The following is a 17,049-nucleotide window of genomic DNA, read 5'->3' on the forward strand; positions in this document are numbered from 1 at the left end:
AGTGGGGAGGGTGAGTTCCTTATGAGTATTATTCTTCTAGCGTTAATGAGTACTGAATGTTTTGCTTAACGATCAGTTGATAAAAGAGTTTTTACGCGCGTTCATGTCCGGTTCCCTAACCGCCACGTGTTGCCACTCAATGGTTTTGAGTGTATAATCTAGTTTTGCGGTGGTCATGGCTCAGGTGAGACGCCCGGTCCCATTCCGAACCCGGAAGCTAAGGCCTGACACGGCGAGGGTACTGCACTCGATAGGGTGTGGGAGACTAGCACGCTGCCGCATTATTTTTCTAGCGGGGAGTTTTTTACTCCCCGCTTTTTTCATACTCGCATACTGTTCTTTCGTTTTCGTATACTGTTATCTGTAATCCTTCAAACGGGGGCGCGACGACCTGTCTGAGCGCTGCGATTTAGCGCGCGAAGGCAATTCGGAGCGGAAACTCGCTTAAGTTGGAAGTCCACTGGACTTCCAACGCGAGTTTCGTAGCGAGCACGTATAGTGCGAGTGTCGTCTCGCAAATGGAGCGTAGAGCGAGGGTTAACCCTCCAAACGTGAGAGAGTGTTCTCACAAATGGAGCGCAACACACACCGACACACTCCAAACACGAGGAAAAACTGCGGGCATTTGTGGTCAAAAATGCTGGAACGCTCGCGCTATAAGCACTCAAGCAGGTAGTCACACAAACACGAGAGAGAACACTGCGTGCGTATTCGGTGCGATATACTAAAAGCATGACTACACAAACTTTTGAAGCACTCGCAAAGTCGCGATTTTCTGCACGTGATTTTCTAAATAAACCTGTCGATTCTAAAATACTTGAAACTATTTTGCAAACAGCTGCACAATCACCGAGCTGGTCCAATACGCGTGGCTACATGCTCGCTATTGCTCAAGGAGAACGCAAGCAGCAGCTAATCGACGCATATGTGCAAAAATGCAAAGCAATGTTTCGTACTAAAGACGCTACCCTTAGCGAAGAAGAGCGCCTGATAGCGCAGAAAATGAGCCACCCGGATGGAGATTTTCCTGTAATGGCTCCGTATCCACAATCACTTAAAGAGCGTAGCGCTCGTTTAGGGTTGGCGTTGTATAAACATTTAAATATTGATCGCAAAGATTTTCCTGCTCGAAATGCTCACACTTTGCGCAACTTCCAGGCGTTCGGTGCGCCAGTTATGGGATTTGTGCTTGTTCGCCGCGATTTTCTGCCGTTTGCTGCGCTGGATGCTGGAATTATGCTACAAACGTTACTGTTGGCAGCTAAAGAGCAAGGCGTAGATTCATGCCCCCTTGGCGTTCTTGCTACATGGCGTTCACCGCTTGACGAAGTATTCGACATTCCTCCGGAGTATGCGCTGATTACTGGTTTTGCGTTAGGGTATGCGTCTGAAGCGCACGTAAATGCTTTCCGCGCGGAGCATCCGCCAATCGAGCTTGCGCAGGAAAAGTAACTTCGCACGAACCAACCTATCTTGCAAAATCCAAAGTACTTTGGAAAATATCAGATAGAAGTGCCGGAAATACCAGGATTATTTACTCAAGTGCGTAGGCTTGATCAGGTTGCAGCAATGGTAAAAGATGCTGCTGCAACTTTAAATGTTAAAGTCAATGGCGTGAAAGTAACTCCGAAACTTAGTGAGCAAGATGAGCTTATGCTTCAGCGCATGTTAGATGCAAAATCGGCAGCTATAAAAACTCAGCAAGAGGCATCTATGCTTATGTGTGAAACGGTTCGCATACTAAGGAATCAGGGATTGACGGTTCGTGATGTTGCAGAGCTTACGGGGGTTACTCCGCAGCGAATAAGTTCGCTTAAAGCTTAGTGATTCAAAGCAATGTGGTTGAGGCTATGCGCAAGTAAGTCGCTTAGTAACGCATAAACTCTATGCAAAACAAATAAATAACGGATAAATAAGTAAAGGTCAAGCCGTAGGATGCATGGATGCAACTTGACCTTTGAAAATTGTGATATGTTTTTAAGTTAAAATCGCAGTCTAATGCTTTTATTTATTCTTGGCAATTCCAAGAGCTTTTGAACTTTCATCCTTGTCAAGGCCTATAAATAGAAGCACGATTATGCCAATAATCAGCGGAACATAACCGTATCCAGATCCGTGGATTATGCCGAATATTTCCATAAGCCCATTTGCTATTACAGCTAGTGAAGATACGATAAAATATAGCTGCGCGCACCACGGTTTTTTAATGAGAAACATGGTTGCAAGACCAAATAATCCAGCGATAATTTGAGGCACCCCCCATAGATAATCATTACGCATTACAATCAGCGCAATTCCGCCAGCAAGAAATACACCATTGGCTATTGTCCAAAATACGGACGGAATTTGTGCTTTTGTATCTTCTAAATTACTCATATTCTTCTCCTTCTGATACAAGAAAATAATTGTGTATATAAAACTTTGACAATTTATAAATTAATGGCGTGCTAAAAGGTAAACAATATCTTGTATATGAAAACCTTTACAAATAATTACTAACTAAAACTGTTTAAGATTCATTAATCTTTTAAACTGAATCAGTAAAGCATACTATCTATACAGTTATGTTCATTTTTGAAAGGAATAACTGCATTACATTCCCAATACTTACCAAAGGCTCGAAAATAGAGTGAACCGCCTAAATGCTTTATGGTATCGCGATGAAGCAGAAGTCCTTTTTGAGATACTGAGCGAATTGCATCTTTACTTTTTCCGCCCAAAAATCGAACATTGAACTGTTTTATAACAATTTGTTTTTCGCGTATCGAAATTCTGATGTAATAAACTAAAGAAGCATATTTTCGCATGTTCAAATATAGTTCTTCGATTAATTCAATAACTTCACAGATGATTTCATTGCTAATGTCTTCAGGAATATCGTTACTAGATATATTGCATATGGATCTTCCTTTTAATCCACAAGATGTATTGATTGAGTCGTTCATTTGTAGTGTATCTTCAATGTGCTGGATGAACTCGCTTCGAGCATCTTGCTTAGCAGTATTTCCACGTAGAATGTCGATAATATTATGTCCTTCTTCAAAAGCCTGATCTGCCAAATCATTTATTGCCTCAATAGCACTTCGCTGTTTTTTAGAAATAGACTTGTCAAGTAATGCTATTTTACTTTGTAATGCAATATCTGCAATCTTATTAGTTAATCTATCGTGCATTCGCACAGCCAGATGAAGATTATTAATTGTTTGCTTATCTTTTTCATAAAGAACCATTTTTTGGTGAGAAATGCGCAAAATAATACCAGTGCAAACGCAAAATATATTTATTAAAAGGTAAGCAATAAGATACTTGAAAGACAAAGTTGATAAGTATCGGTATGCAACGTAGTGTAATGCATCTATTACTAAGAATAAAGGTAGTGTAAATTGAATCGGATATAAATACGAAATAAAAACAAATGATATGATGAGCCCGAAAGTTACTGGTGGAAGATTCAGACTAGGAATAACAAGAATGCTGAGATGTACAAAAATATAGCACATGCTCATAAAATGCGGGAGCAAGCAAAGAAACAGATTTATAGCAGCAAGAATCATGTAAACTATAACAAGTTGTATTGTGCTATTGTCGCTATTTGAGTAAATATATGCATCCATTGCGCTTGACAAACACCCCAATAGTAAAAATGTTTTATTGTCAATAAGCTTTTCTCGCAAACGCCGCATTAAGAAAATAATCATTGTGTATCATTTCCTAAATATTCATCATGCAGCCATGTAGTAATAAGTTGTGAACGATTTGTCACATTCAATTTTTTGAACACGCGACGAAGGATAGTTTCCACAGTACAAGTTTCAACAAATAAACGTTTGGCGATTTGCGCATTAGTCATGCCTTTACTGCACAACTTTATAATTTCAGTCTCATGATTCGTTAAAGCAAGGCGTCCATTTTTTGGCTTATTTTGCAAACGCTGAAATGCTGTCGTCGTGTCGTCAAAATGAAGATCTCCTATTATTTGTGGCTTGAACGTGCCATGGGCAATACTGCTAAGCATGGCGCAAATGGTTTCTGGGTGGTTCTTTCCAACAATGCCTTGCGCGCCTGCTGTTGATGCTTTTAAAGCATAATCGTTGATAGGGAATGAAGTTATAGCAATTATTATTGGGAGTGAGTATCTTCTTCGCAATTCGTATAATATTTTAATTCCCGAAACCCCAGACATATACATGTCAATTAGCAGCACGTCTGGGCATTGATTTTGACAAAACTGAATTGCTTGATCGACGCACGTGGACAACCAGCAAATATTGCAGGACGGAACAACCTGTTCAATATATGTTTTTAGGCCGTGTAGACAAAAACAATCATCATCAACAATGCCAACAGTAATATGCTTTGCTATCATATTGCTCCTTTAGAAAAGCATTATTTAAGTAATAATAGTACTTGAATTTGTATGATGAATATCTTGTCTAGGAAAACCTTTACAAAGCAGATTGTATAAAGGTAGTTACTGGAGCTTATGGGGGTTACTCCGCAGCGAATAAGTTCGCTTAAAGCTTAGTGATTTAATCACAATGTGGTTGGGGGCTATGCGCACGGAAGCCGCTCAGTAGTGTATAAACTCTATGCAAAACAAATCATTCTCTGGTATTACGCAAGCTCCAAGAATCATAAATAAAATCATCATTTAGTCTGATGCAAACTCTTTACGGCGATTATAGGCTATTAAGCAAAAGCTTAAATCTTCAATAAAGTGACAATTATAAAAGCGTCAATTGTAACATTATCAAGCACTTTATTTATTTTCGATCAGTTTGAGAGGCTTGTTTCGACGCATACTATGTGTCTACGAGTTTGGTGAGTAAGGAGATTTGTATTATGAGTAAATTTATGAAAGTACTCTTGCTTGCTGCTCTGCCAGTGTGTTTGCTTACTGCATGCTCTGGTAGAGCAGTTGATGATAGTCAACAGCAGGCATCACATGATTCAGTTCCGCTTGTTTCAGTCAAAAAACAGCCTTTAACACAAGTTGTGTCGGGTAAAGCAACAATAGAACAATCGTCTACCTTTGTTATCACTGCTGTAAGTAGAGGGAATTTTTCTCCATCGGTAAAGGCAGGAAGTGCTGTAAAAGCTGGAAGTGTTCTAGGTTACAATGCTGGTAACAAAATTATTGCTCCTGTAGACGCTAAAGTTGTGTCAGTAGCTGAATCGTCTGCGGACGTGCCTAAATCTTTCCCACTATTCACTCTTAAATATGAAGGTTTTTCAATAAGCCTTAATGCAAAAGCTTTACTTCGTTCTGCGGATATTACAGATGTTAAAGGTCGCTTCCAAATTGAAGACGGTGTTGGACCAACCAATTGTTTGCAAATAGTACAAAGCGGTGGAACTTCTACCGATATTGCAGCCTCGGGTAGTAGCAAGAATGATAATGCTGATTCGACTCAAACAGATGAGTCGAGCGCGCAAAGTACACCTAGTGTATCGTCAAAAGTTTTAACGTGTTTAATAGATAAAAGCACAGAAGTAGAATCAGGCCAAAATGCGACGCTTGTTTTTAATGGCAAGCATAAACAATCGGTTCTAACGCTGCCCGTTAGTGCGGTTGCTGGAAGAGTTCAAAAAGGTTTAGTCTCATACAAAAAAGGCGATAATTGGGAGCGTAAAGAAGTTGGTCTTGGAATAAGTGACGGCGCTAATATTGAGATTACGTCTGGTTTGCATGAGGGTGATGTTGTAGCAGGTGTTTCTCCTGATCTCATTCCAGGAGTGCAATGATTATGGGAAACAATCCTGTTCCATTGGTTGAATTACAAGATGTGTCAGCGCGTGTGAAACTAGGCAATGGCGAATGGCTTACCACTGTCAACTCTGCGTCTATGCTACTTAATCAAGGTGAAACATATGCGGTAGTTGGCAGGTCTGGATCTGGCAAAACGAGTCTTATTTCTATTGTCGGATTTTTGAATAAAAATTTTACTGGAAAATACCATTATTCTGGCAAGTCAATCCAAAAGTGTAGTGATAATACAGTATCGCATATGCGCGCTCGAAATATTGGTTTTGTTTTTCAAAACTATTCTCTCATTAAGCATTTAAGCATTAGAGAAAATGTTGAGTTGCCGCTTTTGTACGCAGGACTACAACAAAGCAAGCAGACAAGAAGAAAAACGATAGAAGAAGCATTATGTGCTGTTGGATTGCAAGATAAACTAAACGAATACCCTGGAAGTTTATCAGGCGGTGAACAGCAGAGAGTTGCGATAGCGCGTGCTCTCGTCACTAATCCCGAATTACTTATTTGTGACGAGCCAACTGGTGCACTCGATAGTAGTACGGGAGAAAAAGTGCTTCAAGTGTTGCATGATCGTGTTAAAGAATCTGGAACAACATTACTATTAGTCACTCATGATATGAAAGTGGCTCGTTCTTGCTCTCACATTTTTACTATGGAAGGCGGTGTTCTTTATGATCATGCTGCTTAAAGATTTGCGCCTTTCTCCTATGAGATCCTTCCTCACAGGTTTTTCAATGTTTATAGGCATCATTGCCGTTATTGCGTCAGTGCTTATTGGCACGGTTGGTAAGGACTATCTTATTGCAACTAACGAACAGCTAAACGGTCGTAGATCAACGTACGAGATTACTTTTTCAGCACAAAATTTTGACGAATATTCAGTATTTAACAAATTCTTAAATCGCATTGAATCTGCAAACCGTAACGCTAACGTTATGCTACAACCAAACACTGGACTACTGTTTAGCGCTTCTATGCCAGCCTCGAAGAGTGTAAAAATAAGCAAAGAATATAAGACTGGCAATCTTCAATATGTTGACGCTGTTTACACTACGGCAGGATACAACAAAGTTTATAACTTACCTATTGTAAGTGGAAGATGGTTTAGTAATAGCGCTAAAAGCAACGCATTAGAAATGGTAGTAAACCAATCTGCTAGCAAAAGATACAAGATTGGTGAAGTAGCATTTATTACTTCTCGTAAAACAACACAAATGAGTCCTATAAGGATTGTTGGAGTTGTGAACGATGGCGTAGACTCAGCAAAAGTATACGTGAATATTCTAGGATTATTACGTTACGCTCCAACTCTTTGGGAATATTCTGGAAAAGAAGCTCAAGGCTCAATCTACTGGTTGAATAAAGAAAATCGTTCTCAAAAATCAATTAAATCTTATGTTTCAGATGCTCTTTACGACTGTTGCGATGGACAAGTAAACGAAATTAGAAGACATGATAATAGTGATGATTACGAGAATGTTATAACAGTATTGCAATTAAGTTTTGCTATCGTAGCAGCATTATTGCTTTTTGTTTCCGCGCTAGGTTTAATCAATATTGGTTTAGCATCGTTGGAGCAGCGCACGCATGAACTGCTTATACGCAGAGCTTTGGGTGCTACTAGATGGTCGATTGCTTCACTCGTATTAGGCAGTGCGATTATTTTAGCTCTGATAGTTTCGATTGCTGCCGTCGCTGTTTCTTTTGGCCTTGTGTCTATAGCATCAAGTTTTTGGGATGTAGCAAGCCCAGTTAGTCCGCCAGTTTACCCATATGAAGCCGCTATTGGAGCTGTTATTGCGGCTTTTATTACAGCGCTTGCTGGAAGTGTGGTGCCGGCAATAAAAGCATCGCGTTTACAACCAGCATTAGCATTGCGTTAATTTTCAAAAAATAAGAAAGAAGGAATAATGAATAATCATACTATTGGTAAAGCAACTCTTATTGTTGGTGTGCTTAGTGCGCTTCTTATGTTTAATGCGTGTGGAGGAATAGGCAACAATAATGCGAGTGGTGTGGGTGGTGCGCGCTCGCAAAATAGTTCGCCTAGAGAGATTGTTGATTTTGCTCATATAGAGAAGGAATATCAGGAATCTGTGGCAAAGCTTAGTTGGCCTGAAAAATATAAAGCTCCTGCAAACTTGGTTGGAGAAGAAAAAGACGGCCAGTTCCAGAGTGGATATGGCGATACGCAAGCATCTAATTATTATCAGTGTGCTTGGGAACGGCAATGGTTAGACACGTATGCTAGTGATGAACAAGCGGCAAGTAAAGCTTTGCATGAGCTTGGAAAAGTGCCTAGCATGCCGTTTATGGGTCCAGACCGTTGTGATGATGCAACGCGAAACTTTTTCAAAGAGCATATGCGTAAAGCAAAACTGGGAGATCCGTCAGGATTCCAACAGGATGTGCAAGCTAATTGTCCTGTGATGTAATTGCATTTGTATAGCTTTATTGTGCTTTCGCACTAAATAGCTTGTTATATGCTTCTTTTTACCCATGTTGATGGTGTCCAATAATCTTTGGTAAGCATTGATGGGTGTGTTTGTTTACGAGCTTGAATAATCCATAAGGCTATACCTGTTGAAACAAGTATTACGCCAGAAGCAATCATTATGAATAATGATGAATTTAGATTCCCCCATGCTAGTACGCTTGCATACCCTACGATAATGCCGCATTGCTCCATAATAGAAGTAAAAGTAGTAGTTGCGCCGAGAATGTGTGTTGGTATGCCGTCGAGAAGAGCTGTTTGCCCATAGACAATAGTTGCGTCAAAAATAATACCCGCAATGAAAGCAGAGCAAAGAAAAAGAGCAATCCAATTATTAAGTGCGAAAATAAGTAAAGGAATAGAAAGGAATCCAGGTAGTAAAATAGAGTATAAAATCTCATAATGCAGCACAATATATTTGCATAATAGCGAACCTACAATCATGCCAATGTTAAATATGCTGACTATTGATCCCCACGTGGATGCCGAATGAAAAAGTGTGAGACAATGGTGTGCTCCCATTAGTCTAAATGCAGCAAGCCATGATCCAGATTGTAATGCTGATACTACTCCTAAGACTATTAACCATGGTGTAGATTTCATATAGTGTAGAGAAGCTGCAAAACCAGCAGTTTTACTGCTTCCTGTCTTCGTATTGTTTGCGCTATTTTGTGCTTGCTGGTTTAGATTAACTAACAGTAGAGGTAGCGCCGCTAGTATCATCACAATAGCAATGCTCGTAAAGAAAATGAGCGGATTGCATATATCAACAAATATGCCAGTGATAGCAGGTGCAGCAAGCCTGCTGAGATTAATCCACATGCGCATGCTTGCTAAAAATTTGGTTTTTTCGCCAGCTGGCGCGCTATATGCCATTAATACTTTTTGATTAGGCGAAGAAAATGCAGTAAAGAACCCGAATATTATGCCGAGTAGTGTAACCGTAATAGCAATAAGATTATGCTGTGCTACTAAAGCGAAACCGTATCCAGTACACAGCAAGGCAAAGCAGAACGTTAGAGCTATAAACAATCTAGTTGGTGGATATTTATCTGCGATAATGCCGCCAAGCGGTGCTGCTATGCAGGTCATAAGCGCTACTGATACCGCGTTAAGCGCTGCGTGAGATAAGTCGACATGTATTAAAAGATATAGGCTTACGCCAAATCTACAGCTTGTTATAAGAAAGGCATTAAGCGATAAAACGGCAATAATAAGAGTTGTGCGAATTCGTGCCGCAGCGTTCATTTCCTTCTCTTTTTTCTTTCTTCATGTTATGAATGTCTTTCATATTCTGAATAATATATGCCTCTTGATATACACCTTTTTATGGACCGTGAGCGAAATGAGTGTTTTGTCGCAGTTTATAGGTGGGGGTTGCTGTTACTGGCGATAGTAGGAGAGGAAGTTGGAGAGTTTGCTCATTGCATCGCGAAGCGTTTGCAAGCGCGGCAAGTAGACTACGCGGAAGTAGCCTGGAGTCTGCCAATTAAAGCCTTTTCCGTGCACAATCAGCAACTTTTGATCGCGTAGCAAATCAAGCGCAAACTGTTCGTCGTCGTGAATGTTATAGCGGTCTGGATCGAGTTTTACAAACATGTAGAAAGCGGCATCCGGTCGCTCGACGCTTACGCCATCCATCTCCTGAAGCGCGTTATAGCAGTATTCGCGCTGCTCATACACGCGTCCGCCTGGCTCCAAGTACTTTTCAACGCTTTGGTATCCGCCCAAAGCAGTCTGAATAATCGATTGCGCAGGAACGTTCGAGCACAATCGCATATTAGACAGCATGTTAAGTCCCATAATGTAGTCGCGAGCTTTGGATTTATCTCCCGAAAGGCTCATCCAACCAATGCGGAAGCCGGCAATCATATGCGATTTAGAAAGTCCGCTGAAAGTTACGCAGAACACGTCTGGAGCAAGAGAAGCAATCGAAATATGCTTCTTGCCGTCCATAACAAGACGGTCGTAGATCTCGTCCGCAAAAATAATCAAATTAAACTCGCGCGCAATCTTAACAATCTCTTCCAAAACTTCGCGGCTATACAGCACGCCCGTAGGATTATTCGGGTTAATAATCACGATTGCTTTAGTGCGCGGCGTGATTTTAGAGCGAATGTCGGCAATATCTGGGTACCAATGCGACTTTTCGTCACACATGTAGTGCACAGGAGTGCCGCCAGCCAAGCTCGCGCACGCGGTCCACAGAGGATAGTCTGGGCTTGGTATAAGAATCTCGTCGCCGCAATCAAGCAACGCTTGCATAGAAAGGTTAATCAGCTCGGAAACGCCGTTTCCGGTGTAAATATCTTCCATTTGCACGCCTGGAATGCCCTTAAGCTGATCGTATTGCATAATCGCCTTGCGCGCAGAGAAAAGTCCGCGACTATCCGAGTAGCCTTCGCAGTCAATAAGCTGTTGCTGCATGTCGTAAATCACTTCGTCTGGAGCGCGGAATCCAAAAGGTGCAGGATTTCCAATGTTGAGCTTTAAAATATGCGTTCCGTTTGCTTCCATGCGGTTTGCTTCTTCAACAACAGGGCCGCGAACGTCGTAAAGCACGTGTTCAAGTTTTGTGGATTTGTTGAATGTGCGATGCTTTAGAGTTTTGGAAAGTTCAGCTTCTGTAAGCTGCTGCTGTTGTAATTGATTTAATTGTGGTTCTTCTGCAGACTGGCAGTTTTGCTCGACTTTTGCGCAAGAATGACCGCCTTTTACTCCGTCACCGCTGATTCCAAGAATTTCAGCTAGCATGTTACGCACGTCTTTGCGAGGCTCAGTTTTGCCGCTTAAATACTGGCTTAACTGGCTTTTGCCAAGCTTATGACCGTTTTTTGCTGCAAGCTCGATTACGTCAATCTGCTTGTACCCCTTGCGTTTCATAGCTTTCTTAAGCTCATCGGCAAAATTCTGTGCCATAATCTGTCTTTCTTGTAAAATCGGCATTTATAAATTGAACAAGTTTATAGCAAAGTTCAAAATATAAGTATTAAATTGAACTATTTGCTCAATATTAGTCGCAAAAATTATTTTTGTATAGTAATTTTTCAAAAAATGACGAGAAATAGTAAAAAATAGTAGAAATATAGTAGAAAAATTGAACTAAATTATAATAAATTGAATTTATTTTGAACTTTTGTGAATGTGTTTTATGGCTTAAGTTCAGGAATAATGCATGATTTACGCCATTGCGTGCGTTTTGTATAAGCTCTGTTAAGCGGTTTGCTACCATAAAAGCTATGTATTTCTTTACTCCGAGGCGTTGCGAATCTACCCAAAAAATCATGTACAAGAATAAAGGGCAGGCTCTTATGGCGGCGGAGCAAAGTTTGCGAGAGCGTGGAACACAGTTATGGGTTTATGCTTGTGAATATTGTGGTTGCTGGCATTTGACGCATAAGAATCCGGTAGATCGCATGTATTCCGATATGCGCTCGCCATCCGCAAGCGCAAAGCCGAAATCTAGAAAGCGCGGGTACAAGCCAAGACGGCGTTAAGTTAAAACGGCACTAAATTAAAACGGTGCTAAATCTTACGCAACGTTAAAACCTTGCCTTGCAACCTGCTCAACATCTTCTGCTTGGTGTTTTTTGGCAATATCGTCTGCTGCTATAGCAAGAATTTGTGCGCTGAAAGCATCAACTGGTCTGCTAGCATTTCGCAAATCGTAATATTGATGCACGCGATTGTCGAAATCAGCAAGATTTTCTAATAATTCAGCGTCGTCAGCAGGGTAGGTATTCTCAAAAATCTGCATGTCAGCGCTCATTCGCGGCTTTAATTCTGGGCTTTGCGCAGGCTTACCAATTGCCAGGCCGAGCACGGGGTACGTGTATTTAGGCAAATTCAAAATATCAATAAGCTGAGTTCTACTGTTCAAAATTGAACCGAGAATTACGCAACCAAGCCCCAAAGATTCCGCGGCAGTTTCCATGGCATGAAGCGCCAAAATAACGTCATTTTGAGCCTGTGTAAAGCGGTAGCGAGTTTTAAGCATAAACTCGTCGCTACTGGTATCTACGCCATTTTTGTGCGCAATTGCAGCGTTTCTATGTTGATCAATAATAAAAACGTACAGTAGTGGAGCTGTAGCAATATATGTTTGGTTGCCAATTTCGGAAAGCTTTTGCTTAATTGAGCTATCCGTAATTTTAATCGCTGACCAGTCGTTCAAAAACTGGCTACAAGCAGCGCGCTGAGCTACAGCTTCAAGAGTGGCAACTGTATCGTTGTCAATTGCTTCGTTGCAAAAAGTGCGAATGGAGCGGCGATTCAGTAAAGTATCGATAGTTTCGTTGTGGCGTAAATTTGGCACGTTATTTCTTATTCCTTTCAGCATTCTCGTTTCAAAATAAGGCCATTTAGTTTATAAAATTTAATAAATTAAAATCGTTTTTGTGAGCGCAATTGTCTTTTTCTTTGCCTTCGCGCAATATAAAACAAGGTTCCGTGGCTTGCTAAGCGACCAACAATCGTAGTAAGAATCGCAGAAAATACTGCAAATCCAAGAGACAGTAGCAGCGGCTCTTCTTGCTTAATACGCTGCTTTTGCGCAACTTTTTCTTTAGAAAGATTGTTAGAACGACTATTAGAGTTTAAATTGATTTTTCTAGTATCAACATGTTTTTTCCATATTAAGTGCGCAATCTGCCCTGCAATAAACGTTGCAAAAGAAGGAAGTGCAGATTTTAGTAATGAATCTCCTAAAGTATTTTGATTTCTCAATCGGCGCTCGCGAAGGGCCTCAATCTTACGATTTGCTGCATTAAGTCGTTGTACGGTAGCTTGAGCCGCACGATGGCTTCGTTGAGTTTTAGTATTAGCCGATGATAATTGCGTCATATTTTCTATGTTAGTGGTAACGAAATACCAATTTTGGCGGTACCATGGAACAGTGATCTTGATTTGCGGCAAAGTGGCTGCAAGTTAAGAAATGCTTACGTAAAGCAATCGTGCTGCTAGGCGTCCAGTGCGATGTGTGTACATGGCGCTGGTGAGGAATGTGAAGACTATGCAAAATAACGGCACTAAAGAATCCTCTCAGAAAGAATGCTCGAAGCAGGGTTGCTTGGTGTTACTTCGCCACGGCCAAACTGCTTGGAGTGTGTCCGGTCAACATACCGGACGCACGGATTTGCCTCTTACTGAAGTTGGTGTTGAGCAGGCAAAAGAGGCTGGCGCTAGATTGCAGTGTGTGTTCACAAAAGGTTTTGATAAGGATTGTGTGCTTGTAAGTCCACTTCGTCGCGCGCAGCAAACAGCTCAGTTTGCTGGTTTTGATTCGTATACAATTTGCGATAGTGCGCTGGAGTGGGATTATGGTGCTGCTGAGGGTCGCACGCGCGCTGATATTTCTAAACTAAGTGGCGTTGAGGCTTGGGATGTGTGGAAGCATGGTCCTAAAGTTCTTCCTTCTCACATGGTTAGTGACGCTAAAGAGGTGCTTCCTAGTGGAGAAGCAGTGGATGTGCACAGAACTTCTGGAGAAAGCTTGCAAGAGGTTTCGGATCGTACTCAAAAGATTATTGATATGGCAATGCCTAAATTGAAATTAGGTAAGGACGTGCTTATTGTTGCGCATGCTCATGTGTTGCGTATTCTTACTGCGCGCTGGCTTGGAGTAAGCCCAGATTTTGCACGACTTCTTCGTATGGATACCGCGCATTATTCTGTGTTGGGCGCGTACAAAGGCGATAATGTAATTGTGCATTGGAATTGCTGAAATACGGAAAGGCATGGAATACTCTTAGAACCGCGTTTGTGGACGGATGAGTTAAGGAATATAAGATTGCTCATGGGCAGGGTTAGCTGCTAATTAAATAATTTGTTTTAAACTATGATCCTCAAGAGATTGCGCAATCGTTTGCTAAATTGTTGCGTAACCCCTTTAGTTATTGCCAAAAATACGTGCTAATTTTATTAAAGATATTATTATGTGCCGTTTTTGTGGCGACACGCGTTAATTTACTTATGCTATCGTTTGCAATATTGCAGGAGTTGAGGCATAATAAATATTGTCGATAAGGACACCTAGAGGTGTGGCAGTCCAATGATGGGATTGTCGGCATAGGAGAAAGGTTCGATGATGAATCGTACAATTAAATCAACAATTGCACTGGTAGCTTGCTCGGCAATGGCTTTTGGCGCGCTTGCAGCTTGCGGATCCTCTTCAAGCGATAGCTCTGCTAAAGGTAAGGTTTACTTCTTGAACTTTAAGCCAGAAGCTGCAGATCAGTGGAAGGAAGTAGCTAAGGCATACACCAAGAAAACAGGTGTTGAAGTTAAGGTTCAAACTGCTGCTTCCGGAACTTATGAGCAGTCTTTGAAGAGTGAAATCAGTAAGGGTGATGAAGCTCCTACACTCTTCCAGATCAATGGCCCAGTTGGCTACGCAAGCTGGAAGGATTACACTGCTGATTTAAAGGATACTGAGCTTTATAACCAGCTTCAGAACAAGGATATTGCTTTGAAGGATGGAGATAAGGTTGTTGGAATTCCATATGCAATGGAAACCTACGGCTTGATTTATAACAAGGCTTTGCTTAAGAAGTACACCGAGCTCAAGGATGCTAAGGTAAAGTCTGCTGAAGAAATCAACTCCTTCGATAAGTTGAAGGCTGTTGCAGACGACATTCAGAAGCATAAGGCTGATCTTGGTGTTGATGGTGCCTTCACTTCTGCAGGTTTTGATTCCAGCTCTGACTGGCGCTTTAAGACCCATCTTGCAAATCTTCCTCTGTACTACGAGTTCAAGGAAGATCATGTTACCAAGCAGCCTGCAAAGGTAAAGGGTAGCTTCCTTGACGGTTATAAGAAGATTTTCGATCTTTACATTACTGATTCCACTACACCAGCAACAAAGATTGGTTCCAAGACTGGTGAAGATGCTAATGCTGAATTCTCACAGGGTAAAGCTGTGTTCTATCAGAATGGTACTTGGGCTTGGGGCGACCTTTCCAAGGCTGGTATGAAGGCTGAAGACCTTGGTATGCTTCCAATTTATATTGGTGCTAAGGGCGAAGAGAAGCAAGGTTTGGCAACTGGTTCTGAGAACTATTGGTGCATCAATGAGAAGACGTCTGACGCTAACAAGAAGGCAACTAAGGACTTCTTGAAGTGGCTGCTTACTTCCGATGCTGGTAAGGAAGCTATTTCTAAGAAGATGGGCTTCACCACTCCATTCAAGAGCTTCGCAGATATCAAGTCCGACAACCCATTGACTCAGGCAGCTGTTGAAGATGCTAAGTCTGGTAAGACTCCAGTAAGCTGGAACTTCACCGTAATGCCATCTGATAACTGGAAGAACGACCTCGGCTCTGCTTTGCTTGAGTACGCTCAGGGCACCGGCAAGTGGGATAAGGTTAAGACAGCATTCGTGGATGGTTGGGCTAAGGAATATTCTCAGGCTCATGAAGATGACGACTGATCCATTAATAAATAAATAGACGTTGCACCTGCTGACGTAAGCAAGCAAAGGTGACGTAAGCAAATCCGCTAGGATACTGGCACATCATAGTGCTAAGTCCTAGCGGATTTTGTTATTTCGATATTTTGTTATTTCGATATTTTCTAGAAAACTATAAAAGGTCTATTCTTTTAATAATGCAGCTGTGCTTGAACGCACAATAAGTTGCGCTGGAACAATGCGATACTGATCTTCAACTTTCTCTGCGTTTATAAGTGCAAGCGTGATATTTGCCGCAGTAGAAGCAATATCAACCGGATCCTGTCTAATAGTAGTTAAGCCAGTTTCATGCGCATAAAAACTATCGTCAAAACCAATAATTGACACATCTTTTGGAGTAGAATACCCGCTGCGGGCAAGCTGAAACATAAGTGGTATTGCAATCCCATCTTCTTGGCATGCAATTGCTGTTGGCATAATTGAACTTCCAAGAAGCATAGAAACTATGGCACTTATGCGATCAGAATTAGCAGGTGCCACAATTTCTGTAGGTGTGATTCCGCTATTTTGGCATTCATCAATAAAAGAATGGTAACGCTGCAATACGCTGAAATGTAGTGAAACGTCACGAGTTGTGCGCACATATGCAATATTGTGATGCCCTAAACCGATTAAGTGGCGTGCCATAAGTCTTGCACCTTGGTCATCGTCAATATTGATAGTCGCGTCAAAATCGCATTTTTGTGGATATAAGCAGTTTATGCCAACAATTGGCACGCCTGTTGATTTAAGTTGTGCGATTTCGTTGGTATTTACGTCAAAGGAACACACAACAACAGCGTCAGCATTACGTCTAGTTGGGAGCATTGTGAAAAATTCGCTACGCTCTTTGCTGCTGGAAATCTGAAAAATTGACAAATCGTATCCAGCTGTGTGGAATACTTGATTCAATCCTTGAATAATAGATGCAGAAAACCATAGGCGAATTTGATCGCTAATCAATAAAGCGATGCGCAAGGTTTTACCAGATTTTAGTGCTGCTGCAGATTTCGAAATAGAAAAATTCAATTGTTCGGCAATGGCCAATACTTTATTGCGAGTGGATGCAGATACTAAGTTTGGTCGTGTAAATGAGCGTGACACAGTAGAAACTGACACATGAGCTTTATTCGCTACATCTTGAATATTTGCCGACATGTGAACTCCTTTATTCGCGTATAACAAACGTGTAGCACAGCCTTGTGTTTAATTGTTTAGTGCGAACTTTTATAGTTCGAAACAAACAAACGTTTGCAGACATTTCTATTCTAGCAAATTTTGCTGGAATGCCAACGATAATAAGCAATTTTTTAAAATTAAATTCTGATATTTGTTTGAAGTGACATA

General features: G+C 41.2%; 17 protein-coding genes and 1 rRNA gene. 10 read left to right on the forward strand and 8 right to left on the reverse strand.

The features are described 5' to 3' along the window. Positions 1-165 precede the first annotated feature (165 nt). From rrf to HXT58_RS00345, 3 genes are all read left to right on the forward strand, one after another. Positions 166-282: ribosomal RNA gene (gene rrf / locus HXT58_RS00335) — 5S ribosomal RNA — on the forward strand. Positions 283-732: 450 nt separating this feature from the next. Continuing rightward, positions 733-1,452 carry a nitroreductase family protein gene (locus tag HXT58_RS00340; RefSeq protein WP_064340399.1) on the forward strand — a complete coding sequence of 240 codons (720 nt, stop codon included), beginning with the start codon at positions 733-735 and terminating at the stop codon, positions 1,450-1,452. A gap of 21 nt (positions 1,453-1,473) precedes the next feature. Further along, positions 1,474-1,824: an XRE family transcriptional regulator gene (locus HXT58_RS00345; protein ID WP_231880178.1), complete on the forward strand. Its 351-nt coding sequence runs from the start codon at positions 1,474-1,476 to the stop codon at positions 1,822-1,824. 180 nt (positions 1,825-2,004) lie between these two features. On the opposite strand, the gene HXT58_RS00350 is transcribed toward HXT58_RS00345, so the two are convergent. From HXT58_RS00350 to HXT58_RS00360, 3 genes are all read right to left on the reverse strand, one after another. Beyond that, on the reverse strand, positions 2,005-2,376 hold the full coding sequence (locus HXT58_RS00350) for a hypothetical protein (RefSeq protein WP_064340397.1): 372 nt from the start codon (positions 2,374-2,376) through the stop codon (positions 2,005-2,007). 161 nt (positions 2,377-2,537) lie between these two features. After that, complete coding sequence (locus HXT58_RS00355) at positions 2,538-3,698, reverse strand: hypothetical protein (protein WP_064340327.1); 1,161 nt, start codon at positions 3,696-3,698, stop codon at positions 2,538-2,540. After that, the gene (locus HXT58_RS00360; protein ID WP_064340328.1) at positions 3,695-4,366 is read right to left on the reverse strand and encodes a response regulator transcription factor; all 672 of its coding nucleotides are present in this window, start codon (positions 4,364-4,366) and stop codon (positions 3,695-3,697) included. Before HXT58_RS00360 ends, HXT58_RS00355 begins: the two co-directional genes overlap by 4 nt. A 476-nt stretch (positions 4,367-4,842) precedes the next feature. Here HXT58_RS00360 and HXT58_RS00365 point away from each other — a divergent pair, with 476 nt between their 5' ends. The 4 genes from HXT58_RS00365 to HXT58_RS00380 are packed head-to-tail and all read left to right on the forward strand — an operon-like array spanning position 4,843 to position 8,199. Then, a complete protein-coding gene (locus HXT58_RS00365; RefSeq protein WP_064340329.1) occupies positions 4,843-5,745 on the forward strand; it encodes an efflux RND transporter periplasmic adaptor subunit in 903 nt (300 codons plus the stop codon). Further along, complete coding sequence (locus tag HXT58_RS00370) at positions 5,742-6,452, forward strand: ABC transporter ATP-binding protein (RefSeq protein WP_064340330.1); 711 nt, start codon at positions 5,742-5,744, stop codon at positions 6,450-6,452. Before HXT58_RS00365 ends, HXT58_RS00370 begins: the two co-directional genes overlap by 4 nt. Continuing rightward, positions 6,436-7,647 (forward strand): ABC transporter permease, encoded by a 1,212-nt coding sequence (locus HXT58_RS00375; RefSeq protein WP_415706071.1) that lies wholly within the window; start codon positions 6,436-6,438, stop codon positions 7,645-7,647. The genes HXT58_RS00370 and HXT58_RS00375 overlap by 17 nt, the downstream gene beginning before the upstream one ends. A 27-nt stretch (positions 7,648-7,674) precedes the next feature. Continuing rightward, on the forward strand, positions 7,675-8,199 hold the full coding sequence (locus HXT58_RS00380) for a hypothetical protein (RefSeq protein WP_415706073.1): 525 nt from the start codon (positions 7,675-7,677) through the stop codon (positions 8,197-8,199). A 44-nt stretch (positions 8,200-8,243) separates the two neighbouring features. Here the strand turns inward: HXT58_RS00380 and HXT58_RS00385 are convergent, their stop codons facing one another. After that, on the reverse strand, positions 8,244-9,506 hold the full coding sequence (locus HXT58_RS00385; protein WP_415706074.1) for an MFS transporter: 1,263 nt from the start codon (positions 9,504-9,506) through the stop codon (positions 8,244-8,246). 135 nt (positions 9,507-9,641) lie between these two features. Continuing rightward, positions 9,642-11,177, reverse strand: coding sequence for an aminotransferase class I/II-fold pyridoxal phosphate-dependent enzyme (locus HXT58_RS00390; RefSeq protein WP_410297178.1), 1,536 nt, complete (start codon positions 11,175-11,177; stop codon positions 9,642-9,644). Between the two features lie 320 nt (positions 11,178-11,497). Between HXT58_RS00390 and HXT58_RS00395 the strand changes: the two genes are divergently transcribed. Continuing rightward, the gene (locus HXT58_RS00395) at positions 11,498-11,755 is read left to right on the forward strand and encodes a hypothetical protein (protein WP_032841754.1); all 258 of its coding nucleotides are present in this window, start codon (positions 11,498-11,500) and stop codon (positions 11,753-11,755) included. Between the two features lie 35 nt (positions 11,756-11,790). On the opposite strand, the gene HXT58_RS00400 is transcribed toward HXT58_RS00395, so the two are convergent. Both HXT58_RS00400 and HXT58_RS00405 read right to left on the reverse strand, forming a co-directional pair. Next, positions 11,791-12,597 carry a nitroreductase family protein gene (locus HXT58_RS00400; RefSeq protein WP_415706077.1) on the reverse strand — a complete coding sequence of 269 codons (807 nt, stop codon included), beginning with the start codon at positions 12,595-12,597 and terminating at the stop codon, positions 11,791-11,793. Between the two features lie 44 nt (positions 12,598-12,641). After that, a complete protein-coding gene (locus HXT58_RS00405) occupies positions 12,642-13,100 on the reverse strand; it encodes a hypothetical protein (RefSeq protein WP_004104836.1) in 459 nt (152 codons plus the stop codon). A gap of 169 nt (positions 13,101-13,269) precedes the next feature. Here HXT58_RS00405 and HXT58_RS00410 point away from each other — a divergent pair, with 169 nt between their 5' ends. Both HXT58_RS00410 and HXT58_RS00415 read left to right on the forward strand, forming a co-directional pair. Continuing rightward, positions 13,270-13,980: a histidine phosphatase family protein gene (locus HXT58_RS00410; RefSeq protein WP_064340164.1), complete on the forward strand. Its 711-nt coding sequence runs from the start codon at positions 13,270-13,272 to the stop codon at positions 13,978-13,980. A 360-nt stretch (positions 13,981-14,340) separates the two neighbouring features. Beyond that, entirely contained in the window at positions 14,341-15,684 is a 1,344-nt protein-coding gene (locus HXT58_RS00415; RefSeq protein WP_064340165.1) for an ABC transporter substrate-binding protein, read from the forward strand. A gap of 162 nt (positions 15,685-15,846) precedes the next feature. On the opposite strand, the gene HXT58_RS00420 is transcribed toward HXT58_RS00415, so the two are convergent. Beyond that, positions 15,847-16,860, reverse strand: coding sequence for a LacI family DNA-binding transcriptional regulator (locus tag HXT58_RS00420; protein WP_004118390.1), 1,014 nt, complete (start codon positions 16,858-16,860; stop codon positions 15,847-15,849). Between the last annotated feature and the right edge of the window lie 189 nt (positions 16,861-17,049).

Source organism: Gardnerella sp. KA01000 (assembly GCF_049244035.1).
Lineage (GTDB): Bacteria > Actinomycetota > Actinomycetes > Actinomycetales > Bifidobacteriaceae > Bifidobacterium > Bifidobacterium leopoldii.

Excerpts from the sequence above, each read along its gene's own strand:
- HXT58_RS00340 (WP_064340399.1), top strand. The coding sequence starts at position 733 with ATGACTACACAAACTTTTGAAGCACTCGCAAAGTCGCGATTTTCTGCA.
- HXT58_RS00350 (WP_064340397.1), bottom strand. The coding sequence starts at position 2,376 with ATGAGTAATTTAGAAGATACAAAAGCACAAATTCCGTCCGTATTTTGG.
- HXT58_RS00355 (WP_064340327.1), bottom strand. The coding sequence starts at position 3,698 with ATGATTATTTTCTTAATGCGGCGTTTGCGAGAAAAGCTTATTGACAAT.
- HXT58_RS00360 (WP_064340328.1), bottom strand. The coding sequence starts at position 4,366 with ATGATAGCAAAGCATATTACTGTTGGCATTGTTGATGATGATTGTTTT.
- HXT58_RS00365 (WP_064340329.1), top strand. The coding sequence starts at position 4,843 with ATGAGTAAATTTATGAAAGTACTCTTGCTTGCTGCTCTGCCAGTGTGT.
- HXT58_RS00370 (WP_064340330.1), top strand. The coding sequence starts at position 5,742 with ATGATTATGGGAAACAATCCTGTTCCATTGGTTGAATTACAAGATGTG.
- HXT58_RS00375 (WP_415706071.1), top strand. The coding sequence starts at position 6,436 with ATGATCATGCTGCTTAAAGATTTGCGCCTTTCTCCTATGAGATCCTTC.
- HXT58_RS00380 (WP_415706073.1), top strand. The coding sequence starts at position 7,675 with ATGAATAATCATACTATTGGTAAAGCAACTCTTATTGTTGGTGTGCTT.
- HXT58_RS00385 (WP_415706074.1), bottom strand. The coding sequence starts at position 9,506 with ATGAACGCTGCGGCACGAATTCGCACAACTCTTATTATTGCCGTTTTA.
- HXT58_RS00390 (WP_410297178.1), bottom strand. The coding sequence starts at position 11,177 with ATGGCACAGAATTTTGCCGATGAGCTTAAGAAAGCTATGAAACGCAAG.
- HXT58_RS00395 (WP_032841754.1), top strand. The coding sequence starts at position 11,498 with ATGTATTTCTTTACTCCGAGGCGTTGCGAATCTACCCAAAAAATCATG.
- HXT58_RS00400 (WP_415706077.1), bottom strand. The coding sequence starts at position 12,597 with ATGCTGAAAGGAATAAGAAATAACGTGCCAAATTTACGCCACAACGAA.
- HXT58_RS00405 (WP_004104836.1), bottom strand. The coding sequence starts at position 13,100 with ATGACGCAATTATCATCGGCTAATACTAAAACTCAACGAAGCCATCGT.
- HXT58_RS00410 (WP_064340164.1), top strand. The coding sequence starts at position 13,270 with ATGCAAAATAACGGCACTAAAGAATCCTCTCAGAAAGAATGCTCGAAG.
- HXT58_RS00415 (WP_064340165.1), top strand. The coding sequence starts at position 14,341 with ATGATGAATCGTACAATTAAATCAACAATTGCACTGGTAGCTTGCTCG.
- HXT58_RS00420 (WP_004118390.1), bottom strand. The coding sequence starts at position 16,860 with ATGTCGGCAAATATTCAAGATGTAGCGAATAAAGCTCATGTGTCAGTT.